Origin of the sequence: Taibaiella sp. KBW10, assembly GCF_003852495.1 — a bacterium.
In the GTDB taxonomy this organism is placed as follows: Bacteria; Bacteroidota; Bacteroidia; order Chitinophagales; family Chitinophagaceae; genus Edaphocola.
Genome location: NZ_QAJI01000001.1, coordinates 207,519 through 234,342 on the forward strand (window position 1 = coordinate 207,519; position 26,824 = coordinate 234,342).

Annotated in this window: 26 protein-coding genes; 12 read left to right on the forward strand and 14 right to left on the reverse strand. The window is 41.6% G+C overall.

Annotated features, from left to right (window positions below; genetic code table 11):
- The first annotated feature begins 185 nt into the window (after positions 1–185).
- The 3 genes from DBR32_RS00885 (at position 186) to purL (ending at position 4,519) form a co-directional block, all read left to right on the forward strand.
- Positions 186–647, forward strand: a complete 462-nt coding sequence (locus DBR32_RS00885; protein WP_124634403.1) for a hypothetical protein — start codon at positions 186–188, stop codon at positions 645–647.
- A 52-nt stretch (positions 648–699) separates the two neighbouring features.
- Entirely contained in the window at positions 700–2,115 is a 1,416-nt protein-coding gene (locus tag DBR32_RS00890; RefSeq protein WP_124634404.1) for a PLP-dependent aminotransferase family protein, read from the forward strand.
- Positions 2,116–2,317: 202 nt separating this feature from the next.
- On the forward strand, positions 2,318–4,519 hold the full coding sequence (gene purL / locus DBR32_RS00895; protein WP_124634405.1) for a phosphoribosylformylglycinamidine synthase subunit PurL: 2,202 nt from the start codon (positions 2,318–2,320) through the stop codon (positions 4,517–4,519).
- A 79-nt stretch (positions 4,520–4,598) separates the two neighbouring features.
- On the opposite strand, the gene DBR32_RS00900 is transcribed toward purL, so the two are convergent.
- Entirely contained in the window at positions 4,599–6,686 is a 2,088-nt protein-coding gene (locus DBR32_RS00900; protein WP_124634406.1) for a WG repeat-containing protein, read from the reverse strand.
- 123 nt (positions 6,687–6,809) lie between these two features.
- On the opposite strand from DBR32_RS00900, the gene DBR32_RS00905 reads away from it, so the two are divergent.
- On the forward strand, positions 6,810–7,640 hold the full coding sequence (locus DBR32_RS00905; protein WP_199724272.1) for a hypothetical protein: 831 nt from the start codon (positions 6,810–6,812) through the stop codon (positions 7,638–7,640).
- Between the two features lie 52 nt (positions 7,641–7,692).
- Positions 7,693–8,229, forward strand: a complete 537-nt coding sequence (locus DBR32_RS00910) for a hypothetical protein (RefSeq protein ID WP_124634407.1) — start codon at positions 7,693–7,695, stop codon at positions 8,227–8,229.
- 63 nt (positions 8,230–8,292) lie between these two features.
- On the opposite strand, the gene DBR32_RS00915 is transcribed toward DBR32_RS00910, so the two are convergent.
- The 4 genes from DBR32_RS00915 to hutU form a co-directional block, all read right to left on the reverse strand.
- Positions 8,293–8,856: a hypothetical protein gene (locus DBR32_RS00915; RefSeq protein WP_124634408.1), complete on the reverse strand. Its 564-nt coding sequence runs from the start codon at positions 8,854–8,856 to the stop codon at positions 8,293–8,295.
- A gap of 14 nt (positions 8,857–8,870) precedes the next feature.
- Positions 8,871–9,227, reverse strand: a complete 357-nt coding sequence (locus DBR32_RS00920) for an iron chaperone (RefSeq protein WP_124634409.1) — start codon at positions 9,225–9,227, stop codon at positions 8,871–8,873.
- A 109-nt stretch (positions 9,228–9,336) separates the two neighbouring features.
- Positions 9,337–9,975 (reverse strand): trans-aconitate 2-methyltransferase, encoded by a 639-nt coding sequence (locus DBR32_RS00925; RefSeq protein ID WP_124634410.1) that lies wholly within the window; start codon positions 9,973–9,975, stop codon positions 9,337–9,339.
- Between the two features lie 113 nt (positions 9,976–10,088).
- Positions 10,089–11,744, reverse strand: coding sequence for a urocanate hydratase (gene hutU, locus DBR32_RS00930; protein ID WP_124634411.1), 1,656 nt, complete (start codon positions 11,742–11,744; stop codon positions 10,089–10,091).
- Positions 11,745–11,951: 207 nt separating this feature from the next.
- On the opposite strand from hutU, the gene DBR32_RS00935 reads away from it, so the two are divergent.
- Positions 11,952–12,800, forward strand: coding sequence for a BadF/BadG/BcrA/BcrD ATPase family protein (locus DBR32_RS00935; RefSeq protein WP_124634412.1), 849 nt, complete (start codon positions 11,952–11,954; stop codon positions 12,798–12,800).
- A 72-nt stretch (positions 12,801–12,872) separates the two neighbouring features.
- The gene (locus DBR32_RS00940; RefSeq protein ID WP_124634413.1) at positions 12,873–14,048 is read left to right on the forward strand and encodes a class I SAM-dependent RNA methyltransferase; all 1,176 of its coding nucleotides are present in this window, start codon (positions 12,873–12,875) and stop codon (positions 14,046–14,048) included.
- A 16-nt stretch (positions 14,049–14,064) separates the two neighbouring features.
- Here DBR32_RS00940 and DBR32_RS00945 read toward each other — a convergent pair whose 3' ends face one another.
- From DBR32_RS00945 to panD, 8 genes are all read right to left on the reverse strand, one after another.
- Positions 14,065–14,646 carry a hypothetical protein gene (locus DBR32_RS00945; RefSeq protein WP_124634414.1) on the reverse strand — a complete coding sequence of 194 codons (582 nt, stop codon included), beginning with the start codon at positions 14,644–14,646 and terminating at the stop codon, positions 14,065–14,067.
- A gap of 45 nt (positions 14,647–14,691) precedes the next feature.
- Complete coding sequence (locus DBR32_RS00950; protein WP_124634415.1) at positions 14,692–15,255, reverse strand: L-threonylcarbamoyladenylate synthase; 564 nt, start codon at positions 15,253–15,255, stop codon at positions 14,692–14,694.
- Between the two features lie 7 nt (positions 15,256–15,262).
- Positions 15,263–16,369, reverse strand: coding sequence for a glycosyltransferase family 4 protein (locus tag DBR32_RS00955; protein WP_124634416.1), 1,107 nt, complete (start codon positions 16,367–16,369; stop codon positions 15,263–15,265).
- Positions 16,370–16,503: 134 nt separating this feature from the next.
- Positions 16,504–17,373, reverse strand: a complete 870-nt coding sequence (atpG, locus tag DBR32_RS00960; protein WP_124634417.1) for an ATP synthase F1 subunit gamma — start codon at positions 17,371–17,373, stop codon at positions 16,504–16,506.
- Between the two features lie 92 nt (positions 17,374–17,465).
- A complete protein-coding gene (locus tag DBR32_RS00965) occupies positions 17,466–18,569 on the reverse strand; it encodes an acyltransferase (RefSeq protein WP_124634418.1) in 1,104 nt (367 codons plus the stop codon).
- Positions 18,570–18,615: 46 nt separating this feature from the next.
- The gene (locus DBR32_RS00970) at positions 18,616–19,392 is read right to left on the reverse strand and encodes a TerC family protein (protein WP_124634419.1); all 777 of its coding nucleotides are present in this window, start codon (positions 19,390–19,392) and stop codon (positions 18,616–18,618) included.
- Between the two features lie 66 nt (positions 19,393–19,458).
- Positions 19,459–20,832: a DNA repair protein RadA gene (gene radA / locus DBR32_RS00975; RefSeq protein WP_233559625.1), complete on the reverse strand. Its 1,374-nt coding sequence runs from the start codon at positions 20,830–20,832 to the stop codon at positions 19,459–19,461.
- Positions 20,833–20,934: 102 nt separating this feature from the next.
- Entirely contained in the window at positions 20,935–21,279 is a 345-nt protein-coding gene (gene panD, locus DBR32_RS00980; RefSeq protein WP_124634868.1) for an aspartate 1-decarboxylase, read from the reverse strand.
- A 208-nt stretch (positions 21,280–21,487) separates the two neighbouring features.
- On the opposite strand from panD, the gene DBR32_RS00985 reads away from it, so the two are divergent.
- The 3 genes from DBR32_RS00985 to DBR32_RS00995 all read left to right on the forward strand — a co-directional run bounded on the left by DBR32_RS00985 (position 21,488) and on the right by DBR32_RS00995 (position 24,089).
- A complete protein-coding gene (locus tag DBR32_RS00985) occupies positions 21,488–22,369 on the forward strand; it encodes a DUF6427 family protein (protein WP_124634421.1) in 882 nt (293 codons plus the stop codon).
- A 29-nt stretch (positions 22,370–22,398) separates the two neighbouring features.
- Positions 22,399–23,091, forward strand: coding sequence for a phosphoribosylformylglycinamidine synthase subunit PurQ (gene purQ / locus DBR32_RS00990; protein WP_124634422.1), 693 nt, complete (start codon positions 22,399–22,401; stop codon positions 23,089–23,091).
- Positions 23,092–23,357: 266 nt separating this feature from the next.
- Complete coding sequence (locus DBR32_RS00995) at positions 23,358–24,089, forward strand: TylF/MycF/NovP-related O-methyltransferase (protein WP_124634423.1); 732 nt, start codon at positions 23,358–23,360, stop codon at positions 24,087–24,089.
- Positions 24,090–24,300: 211 nt separating this feature from the next.
- On the opposite strand, the gene DBR32_RS01000 is transcribed toward DBR32_RS00995, so the two are convergent.
- Entirely contained in the window at positions 24,301–24,897 is a 597-nt protein-coding gene (locus tag DBR32_RS01000; RefSeq protein ID WP_124634424.1) for a fasciclin domain-containing protein, read from the reverse strand.
- A gap of 238 nt (positions 24,898–25,135) precedes the next feature.
- Here DBR32_RS01000 and DBR32_RS01005 point away from each other — a divergent pair, with 238 nt between their 5' ends.
- Positions 25,136–25,543, forward strand: coding sequence for a DoxX family protein (locus tag DBR32_RS01005; protein WP_124634425.1), 408 nt, complete (start codon positions 25,136–25,138; stop codon positions 25,541–25,543).
- A gap of 79 nt (positions 25,544–25,622) precedes the next feature.
- On the forward strand, positions 25,623–26,750 hold the full coding sequence (locus tag DBR32_RS01010; protein WP_124634426.1) for a hypothetical protein: 1,128 nt from the start codon (positions 25,623–25,625) through the stop codon (positions 26,748–26,750).
- The last annotated feature ends 74 nt before the right edge of the window (positions 26,751–26,824 follow it).

Consider the following 26,824-nt stretch of genomic DNA (forward strand, 5'->3'; position numbering starts at 1 on the left):
GGGAGCAGCCTTTTTTTATTCCGCCAGCAGCACAAGATCGACAAGGGTACAATGCTTTGTTAAAACAATCTGTATCCATTAAAATATCTATTTTTGTATCTGTATTCATTTTTTATTGGAGCATAATTTTGTGTAGTAAATGCTTCTAGAGGGAGCGATTAGCCAACCTTACAAAATCAAGTATTATGACTACGCAAAAACACAGTGCGCATACCCTGATAGATCATAAGGAAACCTTTCAGTTTCGGGGCGTATACACCTCCGATCTTAAATCAATACTACAGCTTTACAAACAAGAAGCAGGCCATGCCCAACTCCTGGATAGCGATTTCGGATTACCGGTATTTGTGGCGCTGGCAGATAATATACTGGTAGGCTATGCCGCGCTTAAGCTGAGTGCCGCTGCACCGGACCAGATGCAAACTTATGTTTGCACTACTGCAGCGGCAAAAGACAAGGGTCTGGATAAGATCCTGCAACAAATGCTTTTTGATCAGGTAAAAGATTCGCTCAATAGCCAAAATATGATGACGCCGCAGGAAAACAGTACACTCATTTGTGCAGCATATGGTTTTGCGGATATACCACATTTCCAAAGAGCTGTTCGGCAACTCTGCCAATGGCTCAACAATGTCTCCTTTAATTAAGAGATGCGTTTATATTCCTTATTTTTAATGCGCTTATCATAATTCGTTTCCCATGCCCAGAGAAGTCATCTATCAGAAAATCGCCCGGATCATAGAGCAGCAGATTGCTACAGAAACCTTGCAGGTAGGCGACAAATTACCGTCTATCCGTACGGTGCAACAGATCTATCAGGTGAGCCTGAATACCGTAAAACAGGCTTTTCTGGAATTGGAAAAAAAATCGCTGATTTGCTCGCGGCCAAAATCGGGATACTATGTAGCCAAATCGTTTAAACGTCATTTGGCGATTCCTTCCGTGAGTATGCCCAAAGCGGCTCAAAACGAACGCCCCTCAGAAGATTTGGTTGGCAAATTATTCAATATACTGAACGATCGCTCTATCGCACAATTTTCACTGGGTTTACCCGACCAGGAGCTGTTGCCGATAGCCAAACTGAATAAGGGAATCATTAAAGCTTTGAGCACCCTACCCGATAGCGGTACCGGATACGAGCCGGCTCAGGGAAGCCTGAATCTACGCCGTAATGTGTCTAAATGGTCTTTTGTCTGGGGTGGACAATTGCAGGAAGAGGATATTGTAACGACTTCAGGGGCTACGAATGCGATCTTTCATTGTATGATGGCGGTAACCCAGCCCGGAGACAGCATCGCAGTGGAAAGTCCTTTATATTTTGGCGTTTTACAGGTAGCCAAGTCATTAGGGCTAAATGTAATCGAACTACCCACCCATCCTCAAACCGGTATCGAAATAGATGCCCTCAAAAAAGTACTGCCTAAAATAAAGGCCTGCTTTCTGATCAGCAATTTTAATAATCCTTTGGGCAGCTGTATGCCCGATGAGCACAAAAAAGAAGTGGTCAGGATGCTGACCGCCCATAATATACCGCTTATAGAAGATGACTTGTATGGCGATATTTTTTTTGGGGAGCAACGCCCGGTACCTTGTAAGGCTTATGATGAGGCCGGTATGGTGCTTTGGTGTGGTTCCGTTTCTAAAACATTAGCACCGGGCTATCGTGTGGGCTGGGTGGCTCCCGGCAAGTTCAAAGAAAAGATCATTCGCCAGAAATTATTACATACCCTGGCCATGCCTCCTTTATACCAGGAAGTAGTTGCCGATTTTATGGAGCATGGCCGCTATGATCATCATATGCGTACGCTGCGGTATGCCCTGCATTCTAACAGCTTACTTTTCCAAAGAGCCATCACGGCTTATTTCCCCGAATGTACCAAGGTCACACAACCCAACGGGGGATTTGTATTGTGGTTGGAACTGGATAAAAGAATAGATACCGCTCATCTTTTTGATCTTGCGATCAAGCAAGGGGTGAGTTTTGTACCCGGCAGGATGTTTACCCTGCACGATCAGTTTCATAATTGTATGCGCATCAGTTTCGGGATGAAATGGAATAATCACCTGGATTTCCAGTTAAAAAAACTGGGTAATATGATTAAAGATGCCCTGTAATCTTATAAATGCATCAGGCGAAACAGCGTTTTTACTGCTCAAAAAGGGTAAATCAAATAACACAAATAAAGATACCTTAAAAACCCGGCAAAAACAGTCGCTTTTGCCAAAATCCTGCTTCTTTTTCAGCAAAAACTGAATTATCTTTGCTCTTTCTAATCGTTTTAAGCGGTAATACAACACTGCTTTGTCAAATATCAATATGGAAGCTACTTTAGAACAAGCCAAGCAATTGGGTCTTCAAGAACAAGAATTTGAAGCCATTAAACAGGTATTGGGCCGCACCCCAAATTTCAACGAAACAGCAATGTACTCTGTTATGTGGAGTGAGCACTGTAGTTATAAAAACTCTATCAAATACTTGAAAAAATTACCTAAAGAAGGTAAACGCGTAATGGTAGCTGCTGGAGAAGAAAATGCCGGTTTGATTGATATTGGAGATGGTTTAGCAGTAGTATTTAAAATTGAAAGCCACAACCACCCTTCTGCAATCGAACCTTTCCAGGGAGCGGCTACAGGTGTCGGTGGTATTCACAGAGATATTTTCACGATGGGTGCAAGACCTATTGCAGCCTTAAACTCTTTGCGTTTCGGAAACCTGAACAATAAGAAAACCCAACATTTATTAAAAGGCGTGGTAAAAGGTATCGGCCACTATGGTAACTGTTTTGGGGTACCAACAGTAGCCGGTGAAGTATATTTTGAAGATTGTTATCAAACCAATCCTTTGGTGAATGCCATGAGTGTAGGCATTGTGAATGTAGGTCAAACCTTCTCTGCTACGTCATATGGTATCGGCAACCCGGTATTTATCGTGGGCGCTGCTACCGGTAAAGACGGTATTGGTGGTGCGAGTTTTGCTTCGGCCGATATTACAGAAGATAGTGCAGAACAGTTACCTGCGGTTCAGGTAGGTGATCCGTTTGAAGAAAAGAAATTATTAGAAGCCTGTATGGAATTAGTGGGTACCGGTATTGTAGTCGGTATGCAGGATATGGGTGCTGCCGGAATTAGTTGTTCTACCTCAGAAATGAGTGCCAAAGAAGGTTTTGGTATGGACATCGATTTAAGCAAAGTACCAACCCGCCAGGCCAATATGAAAGCATGGGAAATGTTGTTGAGCGAAAGCCAGGAACGTATGCTGATCGTAGTGAATAAGGGTCGTGAAGAAGAAATGAAAGAAATATTTGACAAATGGGATATCCACTGTGAGCTGATTGGTCAGGTTACAGAAGGACCTAATTTGAAATATTATATTGATGGGGAACTTGTAGCAGACTTGCCGGGTGAAAGCCTGGTATTAGGCGGCGGAGCCCCTCAGTATGACCGTGAATTTACCGAACCTAAATATTTTGAGCAGGTAAATGCATTTGATCAGAACAGTATCGCCGAACCGACTGATTTAAAATCGGTAGCACAACAAATCGTGACACAACCGAATATCGCGTCTAAGCGTTGGGTGTATGAGCAATATGACAGCATGGTGGGTACGGCTAATGCCAGCACAAACAATCCATCTGATGCAGGTTTAGTACGCTTGCACGGTACCGATAAGGCGCTGGCCGTAACGGTAGACTGTAACAGCCGTTATGTATTCTTAAATCCTTATGTAGGCGGTATGATCGCGGTGAGCGAAGCGGCAAGAAATATCGTTTGTAGTGGTGGCCAGCCTTTGGCGATCACGAACTGTTTAAACTTTGGTAATCCCTACAATCCGGAAGTATACTATCAGTTTGTACATGCCTTAAAAGGTATGAGTGATGCCTGTATTCAGTTTGACACGCCGGTAACTGGTGGTAACGTAAGTTTCTACAACCAAAGTGAAGATGGCCCGGTATACCCTACGCCAACGATCGGAATGGTGGGTTTATTGGAGCACATGGATCATGCCATGACCTTAAACTTCAAGAATGAAGGAGATGTGATTTATCTTTTGGGAGAAAGCCGCAACGACTTAAATGGTTCTGAGTATTTATTCAAATTAAATAATGTAACGCATAGCCCCGCGCCTCATTTCGACCTTCAGGAAGAAACGGTATTGCAAAATAAAATAGCAGAGTTGATCCAAGCGAAAGCCATTCTTTCGGCACACGATATTACAGAAGGTGGTTTATTCACTTGTCTGTTGGAAAGTGCTATGCCTAAAGATCTTGGTTTTGAACTGGTATATAAAGAAGGGATCAGAAAAGATGCTTATCTGTTTGGAGAAGCACAAAGCCGCGTAGTAGTGAGTGTAGCATCCGACAAAGCAGCAGCTTTTGAAGCCTTGTTAGGTGGCCATCCGGTTGAAAAACTGGGTACCGTAACTGCCGGTACCCTTAAAGTGGGTACAGAAGACTGGGGTACCGTAGCTTCTTGGAAAGAGGCATACGATACTGCGATCGAGAAAGTATTGGCTTCTTAAGGATAACCAAAAGACATAAAAAAGAGTGTGGCGCNNGCGCCACACTCTTTTTTATGTCATAGATAAAAGATGCGTTTCCTTATTGCTTCTCTACAAGCTTGCCATATTCATCATAGACTTTTCCGTTAAATAACCCGATGTGAAATAAACCACTCTCTTTGTCGCGGGATATAAACTGGTAATGTTCTTCAAACTTTTTAATGGTGCGCCCTTTTTTGTCGATCAGCATTTGCACGCCACCCGGCTGTTCGACTAATGCATATTCAGAATGTTCAAAAAAATCATGCCCACTGTTATAGATACAAGGCAGGAGCAGTTTTCCGGCATTATCAATATAACCATATTTATCTGTGCCTGCATGCCGGACCATGGAGAGCCCACTACGAAAAGGTTCCGCATCCTTAAACCCGATACCCTCCAGGGCAATTTTCACCTTACCGGTCGTATCAATAAAAAACTTTTTGCTATCGCGTGCCACCCGGTCTGCCCCAATCGTATACCTTTCCACCAACAGTAACCCGCTGTTAAAATAACCGTCAATTTCTTTATATTTACCTTGGGTCAGGTTTTCTCCTTTGCTGTTGTACACATCTTCTATATCATTTTCAGTACGGGTATAGAAAAACCCATTATGAATAGTGACATCACTAAATTCAAATGGGATCAGGGTATTCATATTAGCATCATACACCCCTTCCCCACTGCCGGTGCGGGCATGCCAATACTTATTTTCTACCAGACGCAGATAATCATGCTGCATGGGCAATACCTGCTTACCGGTACGGCCATCGATCAACCCTATTTTACCATTAATCTCTGGTTCTATCTTTACATATTTACCGGCATACACTTCCTGATCATCTACCCTATAGGGTACTTTATGCAGCGTTTCCGTTTTTTGATCTAACCAATAGGTCGCTTCATAATCATTTATCTGATCCCAGTAAAAATAGGCGTTCTGCCTTCTGAAGTAGGGACCGAACTCCGGTTGGACGACCCAATTTCCTTTGACATTGACAATCCCTGTTTTACCCGTTTTAAAATCAGCCGCCGCCTGATACTGTTCTTCATCTTTATCATAATTAACCGTATACACAACTTCTTGGGTTCGGGTCTGCAACACGGTATCGCTTAGCACAAACACCACACGGCTCACCGGACCGGCAAAGGTATATAAGCAGGATTTATACTGTAGTGCAGCATCCGTTTCTTCGGCAGGTACATGTGCCTGCACAAATGCTTCAAGCGCCTTTTGATCCGTTATTTCATTATTATTTACCTTCTTTTTAGCTTCCTCCAGTGCAGTGCGGATCTGCCCAAGCGATTCCTTCTTTTTTTCACTGAAAGCAGTATAACCGCTATAACTCTTCTGAGACAATACTCTGCCATCTTTATACAAGGCTAGTATCTGCAGCCGCTCACTCATGTCATCCGGTATGGTACAAGATACCTGATTGCCCTTAATGGTATCAAGGGTAATATCTCCCCAGGCTGTTCCTGCTTTTCGATGCAGGTTATCCAGGGTATCTGCCGAACTCTTTCTTAAAGGCAGTGCAACAGTAAAGACAACCTTTTTAATCGGCTTGGGACTATATACCGCAAAGGTTTCCGAAAAACTGCTCTTTGCTTCCCAGACCGCTTTTTCAAGCTCAGATAGTTTCTCCGTATCTACGTCCGGCTCCTCCTCCAGGTTCGGATTTTTTGCGATAGCCTGTTGCCTGATCGTGTAAGGACTACAATACAAACCCGCTGCATTCACCACTGTCCCGTCGAGGAAGGTAATCTGTTTGGGAGTATACCGGGGTTTCTCCTCCGGATGATCCATATGATAAGAACTGCTTTTCCCCATGAGTTTAAGCAAATCAAAATGATCATTGTCAATACTCATAAAACTGTAGGGATGCACTAGTTTTACGCCAAAGCTTAAAGAGTCAAAAAAACGCCCGACTTTTTCTTCCGAATAGGTATCATAATGTTCAAAATGACTTTGATCTGAAGGATTAAACTTGGTATCGGGTGTCGCAAAAGAGATTCTTGTATTGGAAAGTTTCATCAGTTGGTCTATCTGTGTAATGTTTTCCTTTATTTGCTTAAGGAGTACTTCTTTCTTTTGCGCAAAAGATACAGTACCGGTCAATAGAAAAACAGGGAGCAAAAATTTCTTCATAACAATTATATGTTTTCAAAAATACCGTTCAAATATCAGTCATTATTGCCTAAAGATTTATGTTATTTTATGGAATGCGGTTCTTTTTTTGTCTAGTAGGGATAAACAGCCTTGTTCTTTAATATGAAGCCAGTCCTTTTCCTTCTATATACTTCAATAGTATGCCTTTGGCTTAATGCCTGTACGGCACAAACGGCACTGCAAACAGACATTCATAAAGAAAAAGCGGAAACCATACGCCCCTTTGACACCACATGCAAAGTCATTCATGTTTTTGTAGCCCTTTGTGACAATACTTATCAGGGTATTGTACCGGTACCGGATAAGATCGGTAACGGACAAGATCCTAAAAACAATTTGTACTGGGGCTGTGCCTTTGGTATAAAAACATTCTTCAAAAACAGTGCAGAATGGACTTTGATACAGACGACTGCAGATAACGATACCCTTTTGGAGCGGCTCGTATTCAAATATAAAACCAAGCCCTATTATCTTGTGGCAGATGCCTATAACGGCCGGCATATCAAACCCTGCACCATAGATTTCTTAAGAAGCAGTTCGGGCCAATATAAAGATACCCTGCGCCTTAATGACAAAACTATAGGCATTGCCGGCAATGCGGTACTGACTGCTTATATCGGCCATGATGGATTAATGGATTTCGCTTTGGATCCGGTATATCAAAACGAAGATGGCCAAAAAAGAAGGACCATTATTCTTGCCTGTTTTAGTAAAAAATACTTTAGTGCGCTACTGAAAGAGGCGAATATAGATCCTCTTTTATGGTCGACCCACCTGATGAGCCCCGAAGCCTATACCTTGCATGATGCCCTAACCGGATTTATTCAGGGAGCTACCCACGAACAAATCAACCATAAAGCAGCAGCGGCCTATAGTAAATATCAGAAATGCAGCCTGCCCGCTGCGAAAAAACTTATTGTAAGTGGTTGGTAGTGTGCGGCCATTCTAATTTTTTCAATTATTTTTGCTGCAAAAAAAACAGATCATGAAGTATATATTTTCCTTAGTATGCCTCTTCTTTACGGTAAACACTTTTGCGCAACAAGCCAATATGGAAGTCAGCACCCTGCGCATCGGACCTTTTAAAATAAATATGGATAAAGCGGAGGCCGAAAGCAATGCCCATAAACCGCTACTGACAGCTAAAGAAAGTAATCAATACAATGGCGAAACGGTCGTTAAGTATAATAATGAATTATTGAAAGTGACCATCAACTTACAATATAACGGGGAGAATAAACCGGAAAAAGAAACTGTCACCAATTTATCGACCACCAGTAATAAATTCAGAACCAAAAGTGGTATGGGCATTGGCAGTACCCGTAGCGAATTGCTCAATACCTATAAAGATTTCAGCAATTTTGAAGTATTTGCCGCCTGGGAGGAAAATGGAGAAGGTCGCTCTAAAACAATCAGCTATTTTGTATTAAAAGATTTGGATGCGAGTACAGCATTATCCTTCAAACTGGTGAATAATGTAGTCGTAGAAATAAGTGTTTATATGGACGAAGGAGGTTGCTAAAAGCAACCTTTTTTATTGCGTAATATACTCATTGATACACCTTGTCTCCGTATGAAAACGCAATTAAATTATGAGTGTCCCTCTACGAAAAAAGGTTAATACAGCACCATTGATAAACTCTTTATCTTCATACTCAGGAGTAGCATCTTTATTATACAATTCAAAATAGCATTCGGTAGGATTCATTATACCCTTGCCAAACAGCCAAAATCTGTATCGTTTAGTTTTATAATCTGGATTAAGGTCTTCTAAAGCATCAAATGCACCAATAGTCAGGCTATCGTTACGCAAGCCATTATGAAATATTTGTTCATTTTCAGACATGGTTGCCAATTCTTTGTCGGTTTTGGCTACAATAGTTTCTTCTCCTTTAAAAACGTTAGGATAAAAGATTCCCTTTAGAAAAATCTGCTTATTTATATCGTCTATACGAATCGTGAGCACTTTATCATCAAATCTTATCGTTGTAGCATCTACCTCCTGAATAAGTCCTGTAAATCTCGGATATTCTGTTCTTTTATAATGCCGCTTAAATTCATCACGGGAAAATTGGTATTTTGAAGCCTCATTTCCTTGTCCTTTCAAGGAAAAAGAAAACAAACTAAAACACAAGCATATTTTAAACATGCGACACCTCATCGTTATTTATTATTAAGTTGCTCCTGTACTCTAAACTGTACAATCTTCGCGATTAAGGTTAAAGGTATCGGTTCGGTCAGCGGGAATTGCACAGAACCCTTACCCTGTTTGTACTTTGATAATTCTTTGGCAAAAGCGGTATGACCCGTAGGCGTCGCATAAAAACCAATATGCTGTTTATAGCCTGCAAAGTACACCAATGGTTTACCGCTCAGCTTATAGGCCGGCATGCCATAACTAATGCTTTCCAGCGCTTCGGGCGCAGCCGTTTTAATGATTTTCCGAATCTCCTGCAATTTACGTTGCACTGTTACCGGAAATGATTCAATATAAGCATCTACATTTTCGAATACCTTCATGATATCTTTATTTTACTAATAATGTATAATTTTTACTTATTCCTGTGGGAGTCATCATTGGCATTATACCCTATCCCCTTCCAATCACAATCAATACATGCTATTGTATTTACGCTTTCCGGGCAATGATGATCGTATGGGTTGCAATACTTTCGTCATTATTTATATAGGCCTTACTGCCCATGTTTATAAGTTCAAAGGACAGTTGCTTTAAGACGGTAACCAAATCAGCCGTCTGATAATAATAAAAATGCACCCGATCACCACTACTTCCGGTTAACAATCCCGAATCGTCATAGTCTCCCGGTACAAAACTAAAATACAAAACCCCTTCGGGAGTTAATAAATCATAAGCATCCCTGAGTAATTGCAGCATATCGGGTTCATCAAGATAAGGCAAACAAAAACCCATGACAATTCCGTTAAAAGTACTTTTGGACCAGTGCCGGCGAATATCCCGTACATCCATCACCTGAAAATGCGCGGCCTGATTGAATGTTTGCGCCAGGGCAATCATATTAGCGGCAATGTCTATAGCCTCAATCTTCAGTTCGGGGTTCTGAGCGCACAAATACCGCGTAATATTGCCCGGGCCACAACCCAGTTCCAGAATACGGGCATCTTTTATTGGGAGGCTGGCCATAAAAGCATCGTAGGTATCATCATATAAATGCAGCTCCATAAACTTATCGGCATACAAACCGGCATTACGGTTCCAGGTTTCAAAAGTTTCGGTATACTTATCCATGTGATCGTGGGTGTTATTTTTGACCAATTAAATATACAACATTAGACACAAAAAAATCCCCCGTGTACATACACGGGGGATTTTTTTGTATCAGGATTAGAAAGAATAACGGATTACCAGATATTCAATCCAAAAGCATCCGCATTCTCTGTAGCCGTTTCATATCCTGCATCATGATGACGCAAAACACCCATAGCCGGATCATTATGTAATACTCTTTTCAGGCGCTCTTCTGCATCCTGCGTGCCATCTGCAACAATCACCATACCGGCGTGTAAAGAATAGCCCATACCGACGCCACCACCATGGTGAAAGCTTACCCAACTGGCGCCACCGGCGGTATTGATCAGGGCATTTAAGATCGCCCAATCCGCAACCGCATCAGAACCATCTTTCATGGCTTCCGTTTCTCTGTTAGGAGAGGCTACCGAACCACAATCCAGGTGATCTCTTCCGATCACTATTGGTGCTTTTACTTTACCTTCTCTCACCAATTTATTGAATAATAAACCGGCTTTTTCACGCTCACCCATACCTAACCAGCAAATGCGGGACGGTAAACCCTGAAATGCAATTTTTTCTCTTGCCATCGTCAGCCAGCGTTGTAAACCGGCATTCTCCGGGAACAATTCCGCCAAGGCCTTATCTGTAGTATAAATATCTTCCGGATCACCGCTTAAAGCTACCCAACGGAACGGCCCTTTTCCTTCACAGAATAAGGGACGGATATAGGCTGGTACAAATCCGGGGAAGTCAAATGCATTTTCTACCCCGCGCTTGTCTTTGGCCTGACCCCGTAGATTATTACCGTAATCAAAGGTAATGGCACCGCGTTTCTGTAATTCCAACATCAGGCGCACATGATGCGCCATCGTATCTAAGGATAATTTTTGGTATTCCTCAGGATCGCTTTCTCTTAAAGCATTGGCTTCTGCCACACTCATATTTTCCGGGAAATAACCAATCAGTTCATCATGTGCAGAAGTCTGATCCGTTAAGGTATCCGGTGTGATATTTCTATCCAGCAAACGCTGCAACAGGTCCACCACATTACAGCATACGCCGATGGAAACTGCTTCTTTATTTTCTTTAGCCTGAATCGCTCTGTCAATGGCCTCGTCGATATCAGTATAACTTTCGTCCAGGTAACGTGTTTCAATACGTTTATCCATCCGCCATTGCTCTATCTCTGCAGCCAAGCACACGCCTTCATTCATAATGATGGCCAGCGGCTGAGCGCCGCCCATACCGCCTAAACCTGCGGTCACATTCAAGGTTCCTTTTAAAGTACCATTATAATGCTTGTTCGCCAAAGACAAATATGTTTCATAAGTCCCTTGTACGATACCTTGCGAACCGATATAAATCCAGCTCCCTGCGGTCATTTGCCCGTACATCATCAGTCCTTTAGCTTCCAGCTCCCGGAAATGCTCCCAGGTAGCCCATTTACCCACCAGGTTGGAATTGGCGATCAAGACACGGGGCGCATCTTTATGCGAGCGTAAAACGCCTACGGGTTTACCACTTTGCACCATCAGGGTCTGGTCTTCTTCCAGGTTTTCCAGACATTCCAAGATCTTATCAAAACTCTCCCAGTTACGGGCTGCTTTACCGATACCACCATAAACAACCAGGTCTTCCGGACGTTCTGCCACTTCAGGGTCAAGGTTGTTTTGCAACATTCTGTAAGCCGCTTCTGTTACCCAGTTTTTACAATGCAAGGTGTTTCCGGTAGGTGATTTTATTACTCTTTTCGCTGTATTAGACATAAAAAATTATTATTCGATTTAATGGTGCACAAATATACAATTTTATCCTACTTGGGGTTTTAGATTGGGCAAATTTTAAAATTTACTAAAAGCCTTTGGTAAATGGCATATTTAATTTGGTAGGAATGATTTCTTAGCTATCTTTAGGCACTGATACGCTAGCACCTAAATAAGGGTGCATTTGTACTCATTTTCAAATCTGCTGTTATGTCTCATATCTTGATTGCCGATAGTGGCTCTACCAAAACAGAATGGTGTTTGCTTGATGGAAAAAAAGCAAAAAAAATCACTACCGGAGGTATCAATCCCTATTTTATTTCGGAAGAAGAATGTCTCTCTATGTTAAAAAAAGAGCTAAAACTGGGCAAGGCTAAAGACGACATTGCAGACATCCACTTTTACAGTGCGGGGGTCAAAGCACCGCAAAATCAAAAAGCAGTCTCCAAGATTTTAAAAACGCATTTTGATATTAAAAACATCAATGTGCATACCGATATGCTGGGCGCAGCACGGGCCACTTGTGGCAGCGAAAAAGGCGTTACTGCAATCCTGGGTACGGGTAGCAATTCCTGTTATTATGACGGCAGCAAGATCAGCAAGCAACACCCTTCCTTAGGCTATATATTAGGCGATGAAGGGAGTGGCACTCATATGGGCCGGAAGGTACTTCAGTATTTCTTCTACAAAACATTTGACGGAGACCTCCATGAGGCCTTTATCAATAAATATGGCAATGACTTACCCGGCGTTTTGGAAAAGGTATATAAAGAACCTCTGGCCAATCGTTATCTGGCTGGCTTTACCGAATTTCTGAACGACCACCGTGGTCATTATATGATCGAAAACATTATTGAAGATACCTTATTGGAATTCTTTACCAAAAACCTGCTTAAATACCGTGAAAGCTGGAAATATCCTATTCACTTTATCGGTTCGGTAGCCTATACCTTCAAAGATGTATTGTATACTGTTACGGAGCAATACGGGCTGGAAGTGGGTTCTGTGATGAAAAGTCCTATCGACGGATTAAAAGAATATCACTCCTCCGCAAAATAGCATTTGTAATACCGGATATTTTTCACAAATTTTGCAATCTCAATTTTCTTTTCATAAAGAAACGCTATTCTTATGCTATCATTTCAGGACAAAAGTACGATTACCATTACCTGCCATAAATTTTTATCGGAAGCCTTAACTAAAGAAGTAAAAGCTTTGGGCTTTGAAGTGGGCCATACTTTCCCTACCGGCGTTACGCTGGAAGGGAGTTTAAATGACTGCATTAAGTTAAACATGAACCTGCATTGTGCCAGCCAGGTATTATATAGTCTCAAAAAATTTACCGCCAACAATGCGGATGATGTATATGAACATACTGCCTCTATAGACTGGAGCGGAATTATGGAAGACGAGGATTATTTTTCCATTACCAGCAATGTATTGCATCCCACAATCAATAACAATATGTTTGCCAATCTCCGGGTAAAGGATGCGATTGTAGATCAGATCAGGCAAAGGAGCGGCAAACGACCTAATACCGGCGCAGAGCTGAGCGGGATTGTGATTCACCTTTTCTGGAAGAATGAAGATGCCGAATTATTTTTAGATACCACCGGTAATTCTATAGGACGACACGGATACCGGAAAATCCCGGGCAGAGCCCCTATGCTGGAAGCACTGGCTGCAGCAACCGTACTGTCGACCAACTGGAATAAAAATACGCCTTTCCTCAACCCAATGTGTGGCTCCGGTACTTTAGCGATTGAAGCCGTACTGATTGCTACTAATCGTAAGCCCGGATTGTTCCGTACAAACTATGCTTTTATGCATGTAAAGGGTTATGATGAACAAGTGTATCATGAAGAAGACAATTTACTGGAAGCGCAGATCATTGATAAACCGGAATTAAAAATCATTGCCTCGGACATCAGCCATGATGCCATCATTAATGCCCAAAAGAATGCGATTGCTGCAGGCGTAAAAGACCTGATCACCTTCGAAGTGGGCGATTTTGAAACAACTACGGTGCCTAAAGATGAAGCCGGTATTGTGTTTATGAACCCGGAATACGGAGATCGCCTGGGCGAACTGGAAGAGCTGGAACACACCTATGCCCGTATTGGTGATTTCTTCAAGAAAAAATGTTCGGGATATACTGGTTATATTTTTACCGGCAATATGGATCTTGCGCGTAAGATCGGTTTGAAAGCGCAACGCAGGATTCCGTTTTACAATAGTAAGATTGAATGCCGCTTGTTTGAATTTGAATTATACAGAGGAACGAAGCGTGTAGAAGCAAATGCATAACAACACTGTCAGGGACTTATTGTTGGGATATTCTTGGATATTCCAACAGAAACGCTCCCCTGGAAGAAGCCCCAAATAAAACCATAAATACCCAGGTGCGATAATAGGTATCATTAATCATAAGGTTGTTATCGGCATTCAGTCCAATCCGCACTTTCTTAATGTCTATACTACCCGCTATATGCGGCAGCCCTTTGATGTGGACATTCTTATGCTTCAGGTAGATAAAACCATCACCGTCTTTAAGCTTGTATCGCAATGTTTGCGTCCGTATTTCCTCCCTGCCTTTATAAAAAGAAACGGATAAAGTCTGCTGATCTATAATATTGAGGGTAAAATAAGCGAGGCCTACACTATCCCATTTAAGGGTATCCATCATCGAGGCATCTCTTTTAAAATTTCGGTAAAAATGTTCATTAGCATAATAACTATTGAGGGGAACACCTTCACTTTTCAGCCCCTTAATGGCATAGCTACCATTTAGCAAATGTACTTTATTGGCCGTGATGGCCTGATGGCCCTGCCCTTTTTTACCAAAAGGGGCACAGCTACCCAACAACAGCAATAAGGCGATAAGGATAAGCGTACATTTTTTCATCTTGTTGATCTGTTAAAGTATACGGAAGCCGTATGGTGAAAGGATTTAGGGGCGAATCACCACAATGCTGCCATCTTCAAGCCATCTAATGATTCTGGAAGGGGCATGTATCGTAGTCTCCTCCTGGCGATACTCGGCAATATAATCCACTCCTTTTTTTATATGCTCCTCAATATCGGTAAATACTTGTGGCGTAGGCTTTCCACTCACATTAGCAGAGGTGGAGACGATTGGTTTCTTATAGCGCTTCAGCAAGGTCTTACAAAAAGCATCAGCCGTCACCCGTATGGCCACCGTACCGTCGCTATGTATGGCATTACCGGCCAAACCTACAGCCTGTGGGTAAATAACGGTTGTGGGGCGGTCAAAAGTATTGAGCAAGCCTACCAGGTCCGGCAAAGGATTCGCCACATAATTAAATACCGATTTCACATCGGGAAGTAATATGATCAGGCTTTTGCTATCGGCCCGCTGCTTGAGTGCAAATATTTTCTGAACGGCCGCTTCATTTGTCGCATCACAACCAATACCCCAAACCGTATCGGTGGGATATAAGATAAGCCCTCCGGCTGATAAGACTTCTATAGCGCGGTTTACTACTGCGTTCATCGTCATATTAAACAAAATATTTTTGTAAACGATTAGCCACGTTTTTCAAATAATAGTATTCAAAAAAAGCATCCGGGATATGAGCCTCCACACTTGCTGCATGAATGGCTGCGCGCGCAAAGCCCTCCCAATCGGTATCGGGGACAATTTTTAATTTCTGCCCGCAATATTGCTTTTCAATCCCGACTGCACCGGTGGCTGCAGACACCACTGTCAGGTCCCAGGACAAACTTTCAATCACCTTCGTTTTAACACCACCCCCTGCAGTAACAGGATTGATCATGACGCTGGAATGTTGTAAAATCGGGTTAAGATCGGGTACAAAACCCAGGTATTTAATCTGTGGTATGGCGGCAATTTGTTCTTGTAATGTTTCGTTTAAATGTTTTCCACAAATGATGATTTCAAAGTCGGGCAATTGGGCTTTGAATAGAGGATAAAGCGCCTCGACAATTACCTTAACGGCCGCTTCATTAGGATAATAATTAAGCACTCCCATAAATAAAAACCAGGGAACATCCGGGTTTAGTCCATGTTCCCGGGCAACCGCAAGTTTATCCTTATCTGTTGTTTGCACCTGATCAAAGTCGCATAGGAAAGGCATGACCACTGCTTTATCTTTGGGCAGCCCGTAATGAGCCACTGCCCAGGCTGCATCATCTTCGGTCACAAAAAACACCTGATCGGCATGCCGGTAAGCTCTTTTTTCAAAATGCCACATGAGTTTCCACCACCATTTACCTACGGTACGAAAACGTTCGGATTCTATATTATGAGAACGGATGTATAAGGGTACCTTTTGCTTACGGGCCACATAATGCACTGCAGGGAAAAGGTAATGATGATGACAAAACAAATAATCGGGCCGTTCTGATTGGCTAAGCTGCCGTAATTGTCGCGTAAGCCAATAAGGGATATATCGGCTACGGCTATTGGTCAAGACATTTTTCAGGGTAAAGGGCCATTGTCCCGGCTTTACTTCATTGGCCGCTACCGTAACGGTGGTCACTTTATTATAGGTGCTGAGTAGTTTTTCCACAAACAAAATACCCCAATGCCCTCCCGAGGTGGGCGGCAGGAATTTATAAGGAACAAGACTCAAAATTTTGGACATAGTTTGCAATTTATATCAAAATATACATTCGAAAAAGGGATTAGCCCATATTTCTAAAAGATTCCGGCCATCAAGTGCAATAAAAAGAGCGCCAACAATTTGGGCGCTCTCTTTATTATAATTCGTTTTAGACCTTATCCTTGCAAAGCCGCGGCACCACTTACGATCTCCGTAAGCTCGGTGGTAATCGCTGCCTGACGGGCTCTGTTGTAGGACACTTTCAGGTTTTTCAAAATCTCATTCGCATTTTCTGTTGCTTTATCCATTGCGGTCATACGGGCACCATGCTCAGAAGCATTTGCATCCAATACCGCTTTATACACTTGCGTGTTCAGGATTCTCGGCATTAATTCCGCGATCAGGATATCCTTAGAAGGTTCAAAAATAAAGTCCGTTTCTTTTTGATTCTCCGCTTTTTCTACTTTTGGAATCGGTAAATATTCTTCTGTTACAAAAGCCTGAGTCGCTGCGTTTTTAAACTGGCTGTAAACCAGTTCTACTTTATCATATGTTTTGTTCAAAAATGCTTCCTGCGCATAAACGGCTGCTTTTTTCACATTTTCAAAGCTTAAATCAGAGAAGGTTGCCCAATAATCTGCATTTAATTTATACCCGTGTTTCAGGAAATATTCATATCCTTTTTTACCGATTGGCAACATCGTTACATCTTGTTTCGCATATTTATCCGCGATCAATTGCTTCGCAGCTTTGATTACATTCGTGTTATAAGCACCACAAGTTCCTCTATCAGAAGTAATCGGGATGATCAACACGCGTTCAACCGCACGCTCTTCTGCCAGCTCCAGTACCATATTATCGTTAAGGCTGCTTACAATGTTGCTCAACATTTCCTGCATCTTTTGCGTGTAAGGACGCATTTGTAATATTGCATCCTGTGCACGACGTAGTTTTGCCGCACTCACCATTTTCATGGCTTTGGTAATCTGTTGCGTTGAGGTAACTGATTGTATCCGTAATCTTACTTCTTTAAGTTGCCCTGACATATATTTATTATAAAATTATGATATGTTAATTTTGGGTGCAAAGGTACACCTCGTTACTTATTATTCCAAATCTAAATAGACCTATTTGCCGTTTAAATTTCAACGCTGGCTTTCATTTTACCGGCTATTTTCTTACCCCATCGCATAAAAGGCATTTCGACCCAGTGATAAACCATGGTTGCCAATACCGTAGCAACTGCTATAAGTGCAAAAAGCAAAATGATAAATGTTCTCTTTTCATGGCCGCCCAGCAAGGCATTTAGACGATCCCAGTATTCATATATAAAGCGTACCAGCACCCAGTGCACCAGATAAATACCATAAGAAATCTTGCCATAAAATAACAATATACGGTGCTCCAAAATACGTTGTATGGAGGCAAACCGGATACAGGCGATGAGGAAGATAAAAGAGGCGATACCCGAATAAAAAAAGAAATCCATCCTGGTATAATCCGAAAAGGTCTTAAAAAACGGTCCGAAAGGCGATAGCTTATCGATTTTCCTTAAGGAAAACAAAACGATGGCGATCAGGATAACGGGCACTCGATACCGGTATAGGGTTGTGGTTTTAAATTGCGGCCCCGAAAGGTATTTAAAATTGATGGCGACCACCATACCCAGCAGAAAGTGGATCATTAAAGAACCGATCACCAAATTGCCCAGAAACACGGCGGCTAACAACCAATAAACTAGTTTTTTGTTGTATTTGGCCGCAAGAATAAAAAAGGGAATCAAAAAAGAGGCTGCCAACTCTATGCCCAGGGTCCATCCCGGCAAGAAATGGTTATTGAATCCCCTGATCAGAAACAGCTCCTGCCAGAAGTCCTTATAACTGTGCCGGAATACATTGCTCCATTGCGTCCAGTTCATTTCATGACGCATGGAATAGATAAAATTCATTAAAAAGGCCACCAGAAACCCCGGATACAACCTAAAAACCCTGTTGACATAAAACTTACCGATATCCAACTTTTTGTCCAGGATAAGAAAGGGATAAGCCAATACAAAGCCGCTTAATACAAAAAAGAAGGACACCGCATCGTTTTCATTGATAAAAACCGACACCCATTTGATGCCGATGTTCTGCTCAAATTTCCAATTGATATAATGCCCCACCAGCACCATCATGGCTGCAATACCCCTGGCGGAGTCTAAATAGTGCAAACGGTTCTGTTTCGCGGGAATAATGTCCATCTCGAATATTAAATTTACAGGAAGTATCGCCTTACGGCCTAACGAATTACAACTTATCTACCTCATCTGCCATCTCTGCCATTCTATCGCTGCGCTCTTTGCTCCTGCGCACTGCCCGGAGATTGATCATCTCTACGATAACAGAGAAGGCCATAGCAAAATAAGCATAGTTTTTCAAGTGCAATTCATGCGCTTTTTCCGCATTCCAGCCCTCAACTAATAAGATAAACCCAATCATTACCAAGAAGGACAAAGCCAGCATTTTGATGGTCGGATGTTTTTCAATAAACCCGGCAATGTTCGGGCTGAAGCGGAACATCACAAACATAGCCACGACTACTGCAGCCACCATAATTTCTATATGTTTCGCGGTACCGCCCGCAGTAATGATACTGTCAAAACTAAAGATCATATCGATCAGGATAATCTGCGACACGGCCTTAGGCAAGGTGAGCATGGTCTTTTTGCCGGACTCATGGTGCTCCTCCCCTTCCATTTTCGCATGGATCTCTTTTACCGTTTTATAAATCAGGAAGGTTCCACCTAAAAGCATGACCAGACTGGCCAGGTCAAAGCCTTTATCCATTATGGTAAAGAGAGGCTTTCCTTTTTGAGACAACAACCAGCTTAGGGCCAGCAGTAATAAGCAACGTACACCGATACCGGTAAACATCCAGATGGTACGGCCTTTTTTACGCAGGTTTTCGGGTAAGCGGTTCAGGATGATGCTTACAAAAATAACATTATCAATACCCAGTACGACTTCTAATACGACCAGGATTACAAAACTCAGGATACTGTCAAAGGTTAATAAATGTTCCATCGGGTGTTTTATTTTTTCGTTTTTATTTTAAGTGACGCGAAATTAATTGTTTTTTGAGGAATGGCATTAAAATAATAACTGATATATATCGGCTACTTTATTGACCGATCTGATCTCGATCTTAAATTTACCCGTATCCAGGCCTTTGGTATTGGCTTTAGGAATAAATACAGCATCCATCCCCATTTTGTCTGCCTCGGCAATGCGTTGTTCAATACGGTTTACCGCACGGATCTCACCGGATAATCCTACTTCTCCGATAAAGCAGACATTAGCGGGCAGGGCTTTATCTTCATAGGAAGACAATAGCGCACAAACAATCGCAAGGTCGATAGAAGGGTCTTCAATACGTAAGCCACCGGCAATATTCAGAAAGACGTCCTTCATCCCAAAATGGAACCCGCCTCTTTTCTCCAGCACGGCCAACAATAATTGTAAGCGGCGCAGGTCAAAGCCATTGACGGTACGCTGCGGCGTGCCATATACCGCCTGCGAGACCAAAGCCTGGGTTTCGATCATCAGTGGACGCATGCCTTCAATAGCTGCCGCAAGGGCAATCCCGCTTAAAGGCTCTTCATGTTGGGTAATAAGGATCTCGGAGGGATTACTTACCCCACGCATCCCATTATGAACCATTTCATAGATCCCCAATTCGGCTGTAGAGCCAAAGCGGTTTTTCAGCGTGCGCAAAATCCGATAGGCATAATGCCGGTCGCCCTCAAACTGCAATACGGTATCGACCATATGCTCCAGTATTTTAGGGCCGGCGATACTCCCCTCTTTGGTAATGTGGCCAATGATAGATACCGGCGTGCCTGTTTGTTTGGCAAAGCGTTGTAACTCGGCGGCACATTCCCTTACTTGCGATACACTTCCCGGCGCACTTTCAATGTAAGGCGATTCCAGTGTTTGTATCGAATCTATTATAACCCAATTGGGCTGTATTTTTTTGATTTCCTGAAAAATGGTCTGCGTATTGGTTGCCGTCAGCAGGTAGAGGTGCGGATGTACAATACCAATCCTATCGGCCCGCATTTTGATCTGGTGCATACTTTCCTCTCCAGAAACGTACAGCACCCTTAGATTGATCGCTTGCAGGGCACATTGCAAGAACAAAGTAGATTTCCCGATTCCCGGATCTCCGGCAATCAGGGTTACCGAGCCTTGTACCAGCCCACCGCCTAAAGTACGGTTTAGCTCATCGTCGGGTAAAACATAGCGAATTTCTTCTTCCGATTGTATGTCAGCAATGTTTTTCGCCTTATTATTGGCTTTATTCACCTCTTCAGTCCACAGTTCTTTAATATCTGCTTTTGCAGAAGGTTTTTCTTTTACCTCTTCTACAAAAGTGTTCCATTCATTACAACTGGGACACTTACCCGCCCATTTAGAGCTTTCAAATCCACAATTCTGGCAAAAAAAGGCTGATTTTGTCTTCATGATTATCGTTTCAAAAAATTCAATTACACATGCCTAAAAGGCTTAGGATGCAAAAAGCGTACCTAAAAGTACGCTTTCCAATTATTTTATGTAAATCAAATTTTACAGTTTATTGTCCTCTTTAGGGAAGATTATTGAAGGTTCATAAACCTTAGCGGCTTCAAAATCCATAATACAGTAAGAAATGATGATAATCATATCTCCCGGAGTGACCTTACGGGCAGCCGGACCATTTAAACAGATTTGGCCACTTCCTCTTTGTCCTTTGATCACATAGGTCTCTAAACGCTCTCCATTATTGATGTTAACGATTTGTACTTTCTCGTTTTCAATAATATTTGCGGCTTCCATCAGATCCTGATCGATGGTGATACTTCCAATATAATTCAGGTTCGCTTCCGTAACCGTAACTCTGTGAATCTTGGATTTTAATAACTGAATTTGCATAGCGGATGCAAAGGTAGGAAAAAACATAAATATCAATTATTAAAATCATAATTAAATTAGTTTTACGATATTCGCAGTTATAACGATAACATCTGAAAACACCCCGTATTTCGTGCTCAAGCTTTTTAAAAATCAAAACCCCTATGCGATTATACTGTTGTTCATTTTGGCTTTAGTGCTAAAGTTCAATGTATTATCTCATTCGAGTATGCCGCAGTTAGACCAGCACCAGGTGCTATGGTCTATTGTGATCAAAAAGCTGATCGCTATTTTTGGGAAGAGCGGTTTCTTTTATACTTTTCTGGCAACCTTAAGTATTGTAGCCCAGGGTTTGTACCTGAATTATGTCGTCAATAAATATCATTTTTTCAGCAAGCGTACCTATCTACCCGCGTATACCTATATATTACTTACGTGCTTACTGAAGGAATGGGGTACCTTCTCGGTAGAAATGATCAATAACTGGCTGTTTTTATGGTTGCTGAACCTAGTTTATTCCACTTATGCAGACCAAAATGCCCGAAAGTCGCTGTTCAATATCGGCTGTCTTTACAGCCTCCTGATGTTGCTGAGCTTCCCTAATGTACTGTTCATCTTTTTTATCACCATCGCTTTATTGATTCTGCGTCCCTTCAAGCTTGTGGAATGGATGGTTACTTTATTAGGCATGATCACCCCGGTGTATATCTTAGGTGGGCTGGCCTACCTGACGGATAGCCTGTATATTTTTTCTGACATTTTTTCGGTACAGTTTACCTTGCCCAAATTACTTAATAGCCAAACCGTTATCGCATTAAGTGCACTCGGTCTGCTGTCCATTATTGGTTTTGTACTCCTGAACCAACAGATGAACCGGATGCTTTTCCAGATCAAAAAGCTCTGGTGGATCAATATCATCTTCCTTTTCATCAGTATTTTGAGCACAATTCCGATTTTTACTTTGGGTAATGAAATTTGGATTGTAACTTTGCTACCGGCTTCCCTGTTCATTATGAATGTCTGGTTTGTGCAAAAACCGAAATGGTTTGCAGAGACCATGAATATGTTGCTTTTAGCTACTGCGATCTATTTACAGTGGTTTTATTATTAATTTTTTACATTTTAGAAATATATAAAAATATGAAATTTGGTATCGTTGTATTTCCCGGCTCTAACTGCGACAGAGATATGCAAAATGCATTACAAGACGACCTTAAACAAGAGGTAAAAATGCTTTGGCATAAAGACAATGACCTGAGTGATTTCACAACAGAAGATTGCATCGTACTTCCCGGAGGTTTCTCTTACGGAGATTACTTAAGATGTGGTGCTTTGGCACGCTTTAGCCCGATGATGGAGCAGGTAATCGCTTTTGCCAATAAAGGCGGAAAGGTTTTGGGGGTTTGTAATGGTTTTCAGATTTTATGTGAAGCGGGGTTATTACCGGGTGTATTGTTGCAAAACGATCATCAGAAATTCACCTGTAAGAATACCTATATTATCAATACCGGCAAAGACAATATGGTGTCTGATGTAGTAAGCGCTACTGCCCTGAAAATACCGGTTGCCCATGGCGAAGGCCGCTATCATGCGGATGCGGAAACCATCAAACAACTGGAAGACAACAACCAGATTATTTTTAAATATTGTGATGCAGAAGGACAGATCTCCGATACCGTTAATCCAAACGGAACGACTTTAAATATCGCCGGTATCTGTAACGAAGGCAGAAATGTATTCGGAATGATGCCACACCCTGAGCGTGCCTGTAGCCCGCAATTGAACAATATAGACGGACAAGCAATCTTAAAAGCATTTGCCGCAATGAACTAAGTTGTTTCGGTATAATATATTTAATAAAGCAAAGTGCAGCATCGAGATTTCGGTGCTGCACTTTACTTTTAAGACTTCCCCCAATGCAATCCACCAGTTGATCAGAGGATTATAAAACATTATAATTGATAACACTTATTCTCAAAATATCCGGAGAATTGTAGCGTTTCATTTTTTTACAATATATTTGGCAAAACCAAAAAACAGGTAAAAAAGTGCCTGAACATAACTTATCGAATAAACACACTTATTCTTAAAAAAGATAAATGAAACAATCAATCATAAAAGTTAATGCATTCGCAAAAGGATTAGTGCTTGCAATGAAACCCCATCTTTTTATGGGTTGGCTTCGACATCCCCTCGCCACAACTGCAAATACCCTGAGCCTCGCAAAATGGATAGCTGCTCAGGATAAGAAGTCAATCCTGAATGATTTTTATACTCCGAAAAGAGAGTACGCGAAAAGGCAGCAACTATACACTTATATAATTGAAAAATTAAATTTAAACGCTGAACCTATTGACTATCTTGAGTTTGGAGTATCTGGAGCAGGTTCCTTTAAATGGTGGTTGCATCACATAGATAATCAAAACAGCCGATTTTACGGCTTTGATACTTTTGAAGGACTCCCGGAGGATTGGGGGACATTCAGGAAGGGAGATATGTCTGCTAACATTCCGGTAGTAAATGATTCCAGAGCACATTTTCTTAAAGGCTTATTTCAGGACACTTTACCAGACTTTATTGTAAACAATGATTTAAATAGTGGTAAACGGAAGGTTGTGCACCTTGATGCAGATTTATTCTCTTCAACACTATATACTTTAACAAGTCTGGCACCCTATCTGAAAAAGGGAGACATCCTAATGTTTGATGAATTTAATGTACCTAATCATGAGTTTCTCGCATTTAAAATATTCACTGAGTCCTTCTACGTAAAAACCAGGCTTCTGGGAGCAGTCAATAATTATTATCAAATTGCTTTAATTATTGAATAAAAGCCCGCAGTAAGCAATTTAATAAAATAGGCCAAACAGTAGTCATAACATCTATGACTACTGTTTGCTTTGAAAGACATTCCCCCAAAGAAGGATCAATTCGGCGGGGTAAATCTCATCTCTTTGAGCAATTACACTATAATACTAAAAAGGGTCTGCTTATAGCAGACCCTTTCAACTTTAAAACTACAATCAAACAAAAAAACTTAGTTTATTTCGGCATTAAAACACCGTCAATTACATAAGTAACACCATTGCTGCTGATTACATCAGGAATGGTAATTTTGGCACCATTTACCCACCATGCACCATCTTTTTTCATTAATTTGATCTTTCCACCTTGAACGGTTGTTAATTCCATACCATCTTTCAGATCGCTTGATTTATAAGCACCGGCCACTACGTGGTAGGTCAACACTTTAGTCAAATCAGCTTTCATTGCCGGTTTCATTAAATTGTCTAAAGTTGCTTTAGGCACTTTTGCGAAAGCCTCATTTGTAGGAGCAAAAACCGTGAAAGGACCTGCTCCGCTCAACGTCTCTACTAAACCCGCAGCTTTTACTGCAGACACTAAAGTGGTATGGTCTTTGGAACCTAATGCGTTTTCTACAATATTTTTAGAAGGCACCATCATAGCACCACCTACTTCCACACCAGTTTCTTTAGGTGCTTCTACTGGTGTTGCTGGTGTTTCTTTTGACATTTCAGTTGAAGACGCTGCCTCTTTAGCGGGTTCTGTTGAAGACGTACAAGATGCCATGGCGAAGAAAGATGTGCCCAACATCAGGGAAAGCATTTGCTTTTTCATAATCATTTTTTATTTAAGTTCTATCACATATACGAGCGAATATGAAGAATGGTTTTTTTAGCACGTATTTTTATTTCTCTCAATCTCAGCGCAGATACAAAATATATCTTCATAAAACAATGATATCCCTTCCACAAAATGAGCTTTAAGAGGCCCTGCCATTGCCGGTTTTCACATTTTTTGTATATTTAACTATATGTCCCGATCGGGATCAGTAAAAACATACAATCCAAATCCGATGAAGAAACACAAGCACACCCTTCTCTTACGCCTGGCCCTTGTTGTGATTTTATTAATGCACAGCATACCCGGTATCTTTAATAACGGAATCAATGATTTTGGCAATTTATACCTGAACCATGCCGGATTTGCACCTTTGGGTGTACCACTTGCCTGGGCAATCAAACTATCCCATGTGGTATGCGCGCTTTGCTTTTTATGCAACCGGTATATCACCATAGCCGGAATTGCGACTATTTTCATTTTAATAACCGGTATATTCATGATACATTTAAAAGAGGGCTGGTATGTGGTCGGCGGCGGACGTAATGGTATAGAATTCAACCTATTACTGATTGTGGTCACTTTATCTGTGATGTTCCCTAACGGATGGACCAAAAACTCCGGCATAAGAAGAAGACGGTAGCCTTTAATATTCTATATGTTTTATTTTACATATTGCCATTTATTGTTTAGTTTGCGGCCACTAAACACCACAACCTATTATGGCATTTCAACGCATACGGCTATTCCTTGTAATAGCGGCTACACTATTGTTATCTTTTAAAGTTTCTGCCCAAGATAAAATATGGACCAAAGACAATATAGAAGAAAATGAGCGTACGCTCCTGAGGCAGTACCAGAAATATAGTAAAAAACCCGGCAAAGAAAAGTTGCAAAAGGATTTTTTAGCCTCTTTTCAGGAAAGGGTATCTTTTCATCAGTCTGTTGTAGATCCTATACAAAAAGAAGTGGAAACGGAACAGAAAGACTGGCTCTCTTTGATCAACAGTTTGCGGTCCTTACAATATATTTATCAGACTACAGCGTCGGTCTTATCCCAGAATCAAATTACTTATCACGATTATACCCAAACACTAGATAGTACAGAAAGTGTTGCTTTGGCCTCTTTATATGCCAGGGCACAGAAGGCACTTGGAAGTACCTCAATGCCACATCGGTTTTCTATTGCGTACCGGGCACTTACATTAGTGACGTCTTTAAGTCCGGGTTACAAAAACAGCACCGCGATGCTGGAGCAGATCAAAGTGCAGGGTATAAAAACGGTATATATACGTCCTGTACAAATGGGCAATCAGGGCAATTACATACAAATACAGGGTAAAGGCAATGCGCCGCTCGGCGATTATATGAATGAGCAACTGGTACAAGCAACACAAAATGCACTCGGTTACACACTCGTTACCAGTACCGCGGCCAAAGCAGATTATGAAATAGTTTGCGAATGGACGAGTATTGATTTTGGCAATAGTACTTTTTTAAGGACTAGCTATGAACGACGCGCAACGGTCAACAAGCAAGAAGTAACCGCAACCGTTCATTATACCACAGAGACCATACCGCTTTCTTCCCGTTTTAAAGTATCAATTATTGACACAAAGAACGGCAATGTGATGGACAATATGAATATTGCCTCTTCTGATCTTGTAAAACATGTTACCGCAACCTATACCGGCAACGGCGATGCACTCAGCTATGAAGATGCGCAAATGGTAAGAGCATCCAATAGTAATGCAATCATGAAAGTCAAAACAGCGCAGGTACAGTTGCTGTTTGACTATCAGATAAAAGAACAAATCCTTACTTTTTTAAACAGAAATGTAGCCTGGTAACGGTGTACCACAGGATGTGTTGTAAAAGAGGTTAAAAATCGGATAAATTTCTTTGCTATATTTGAGGTTTACCG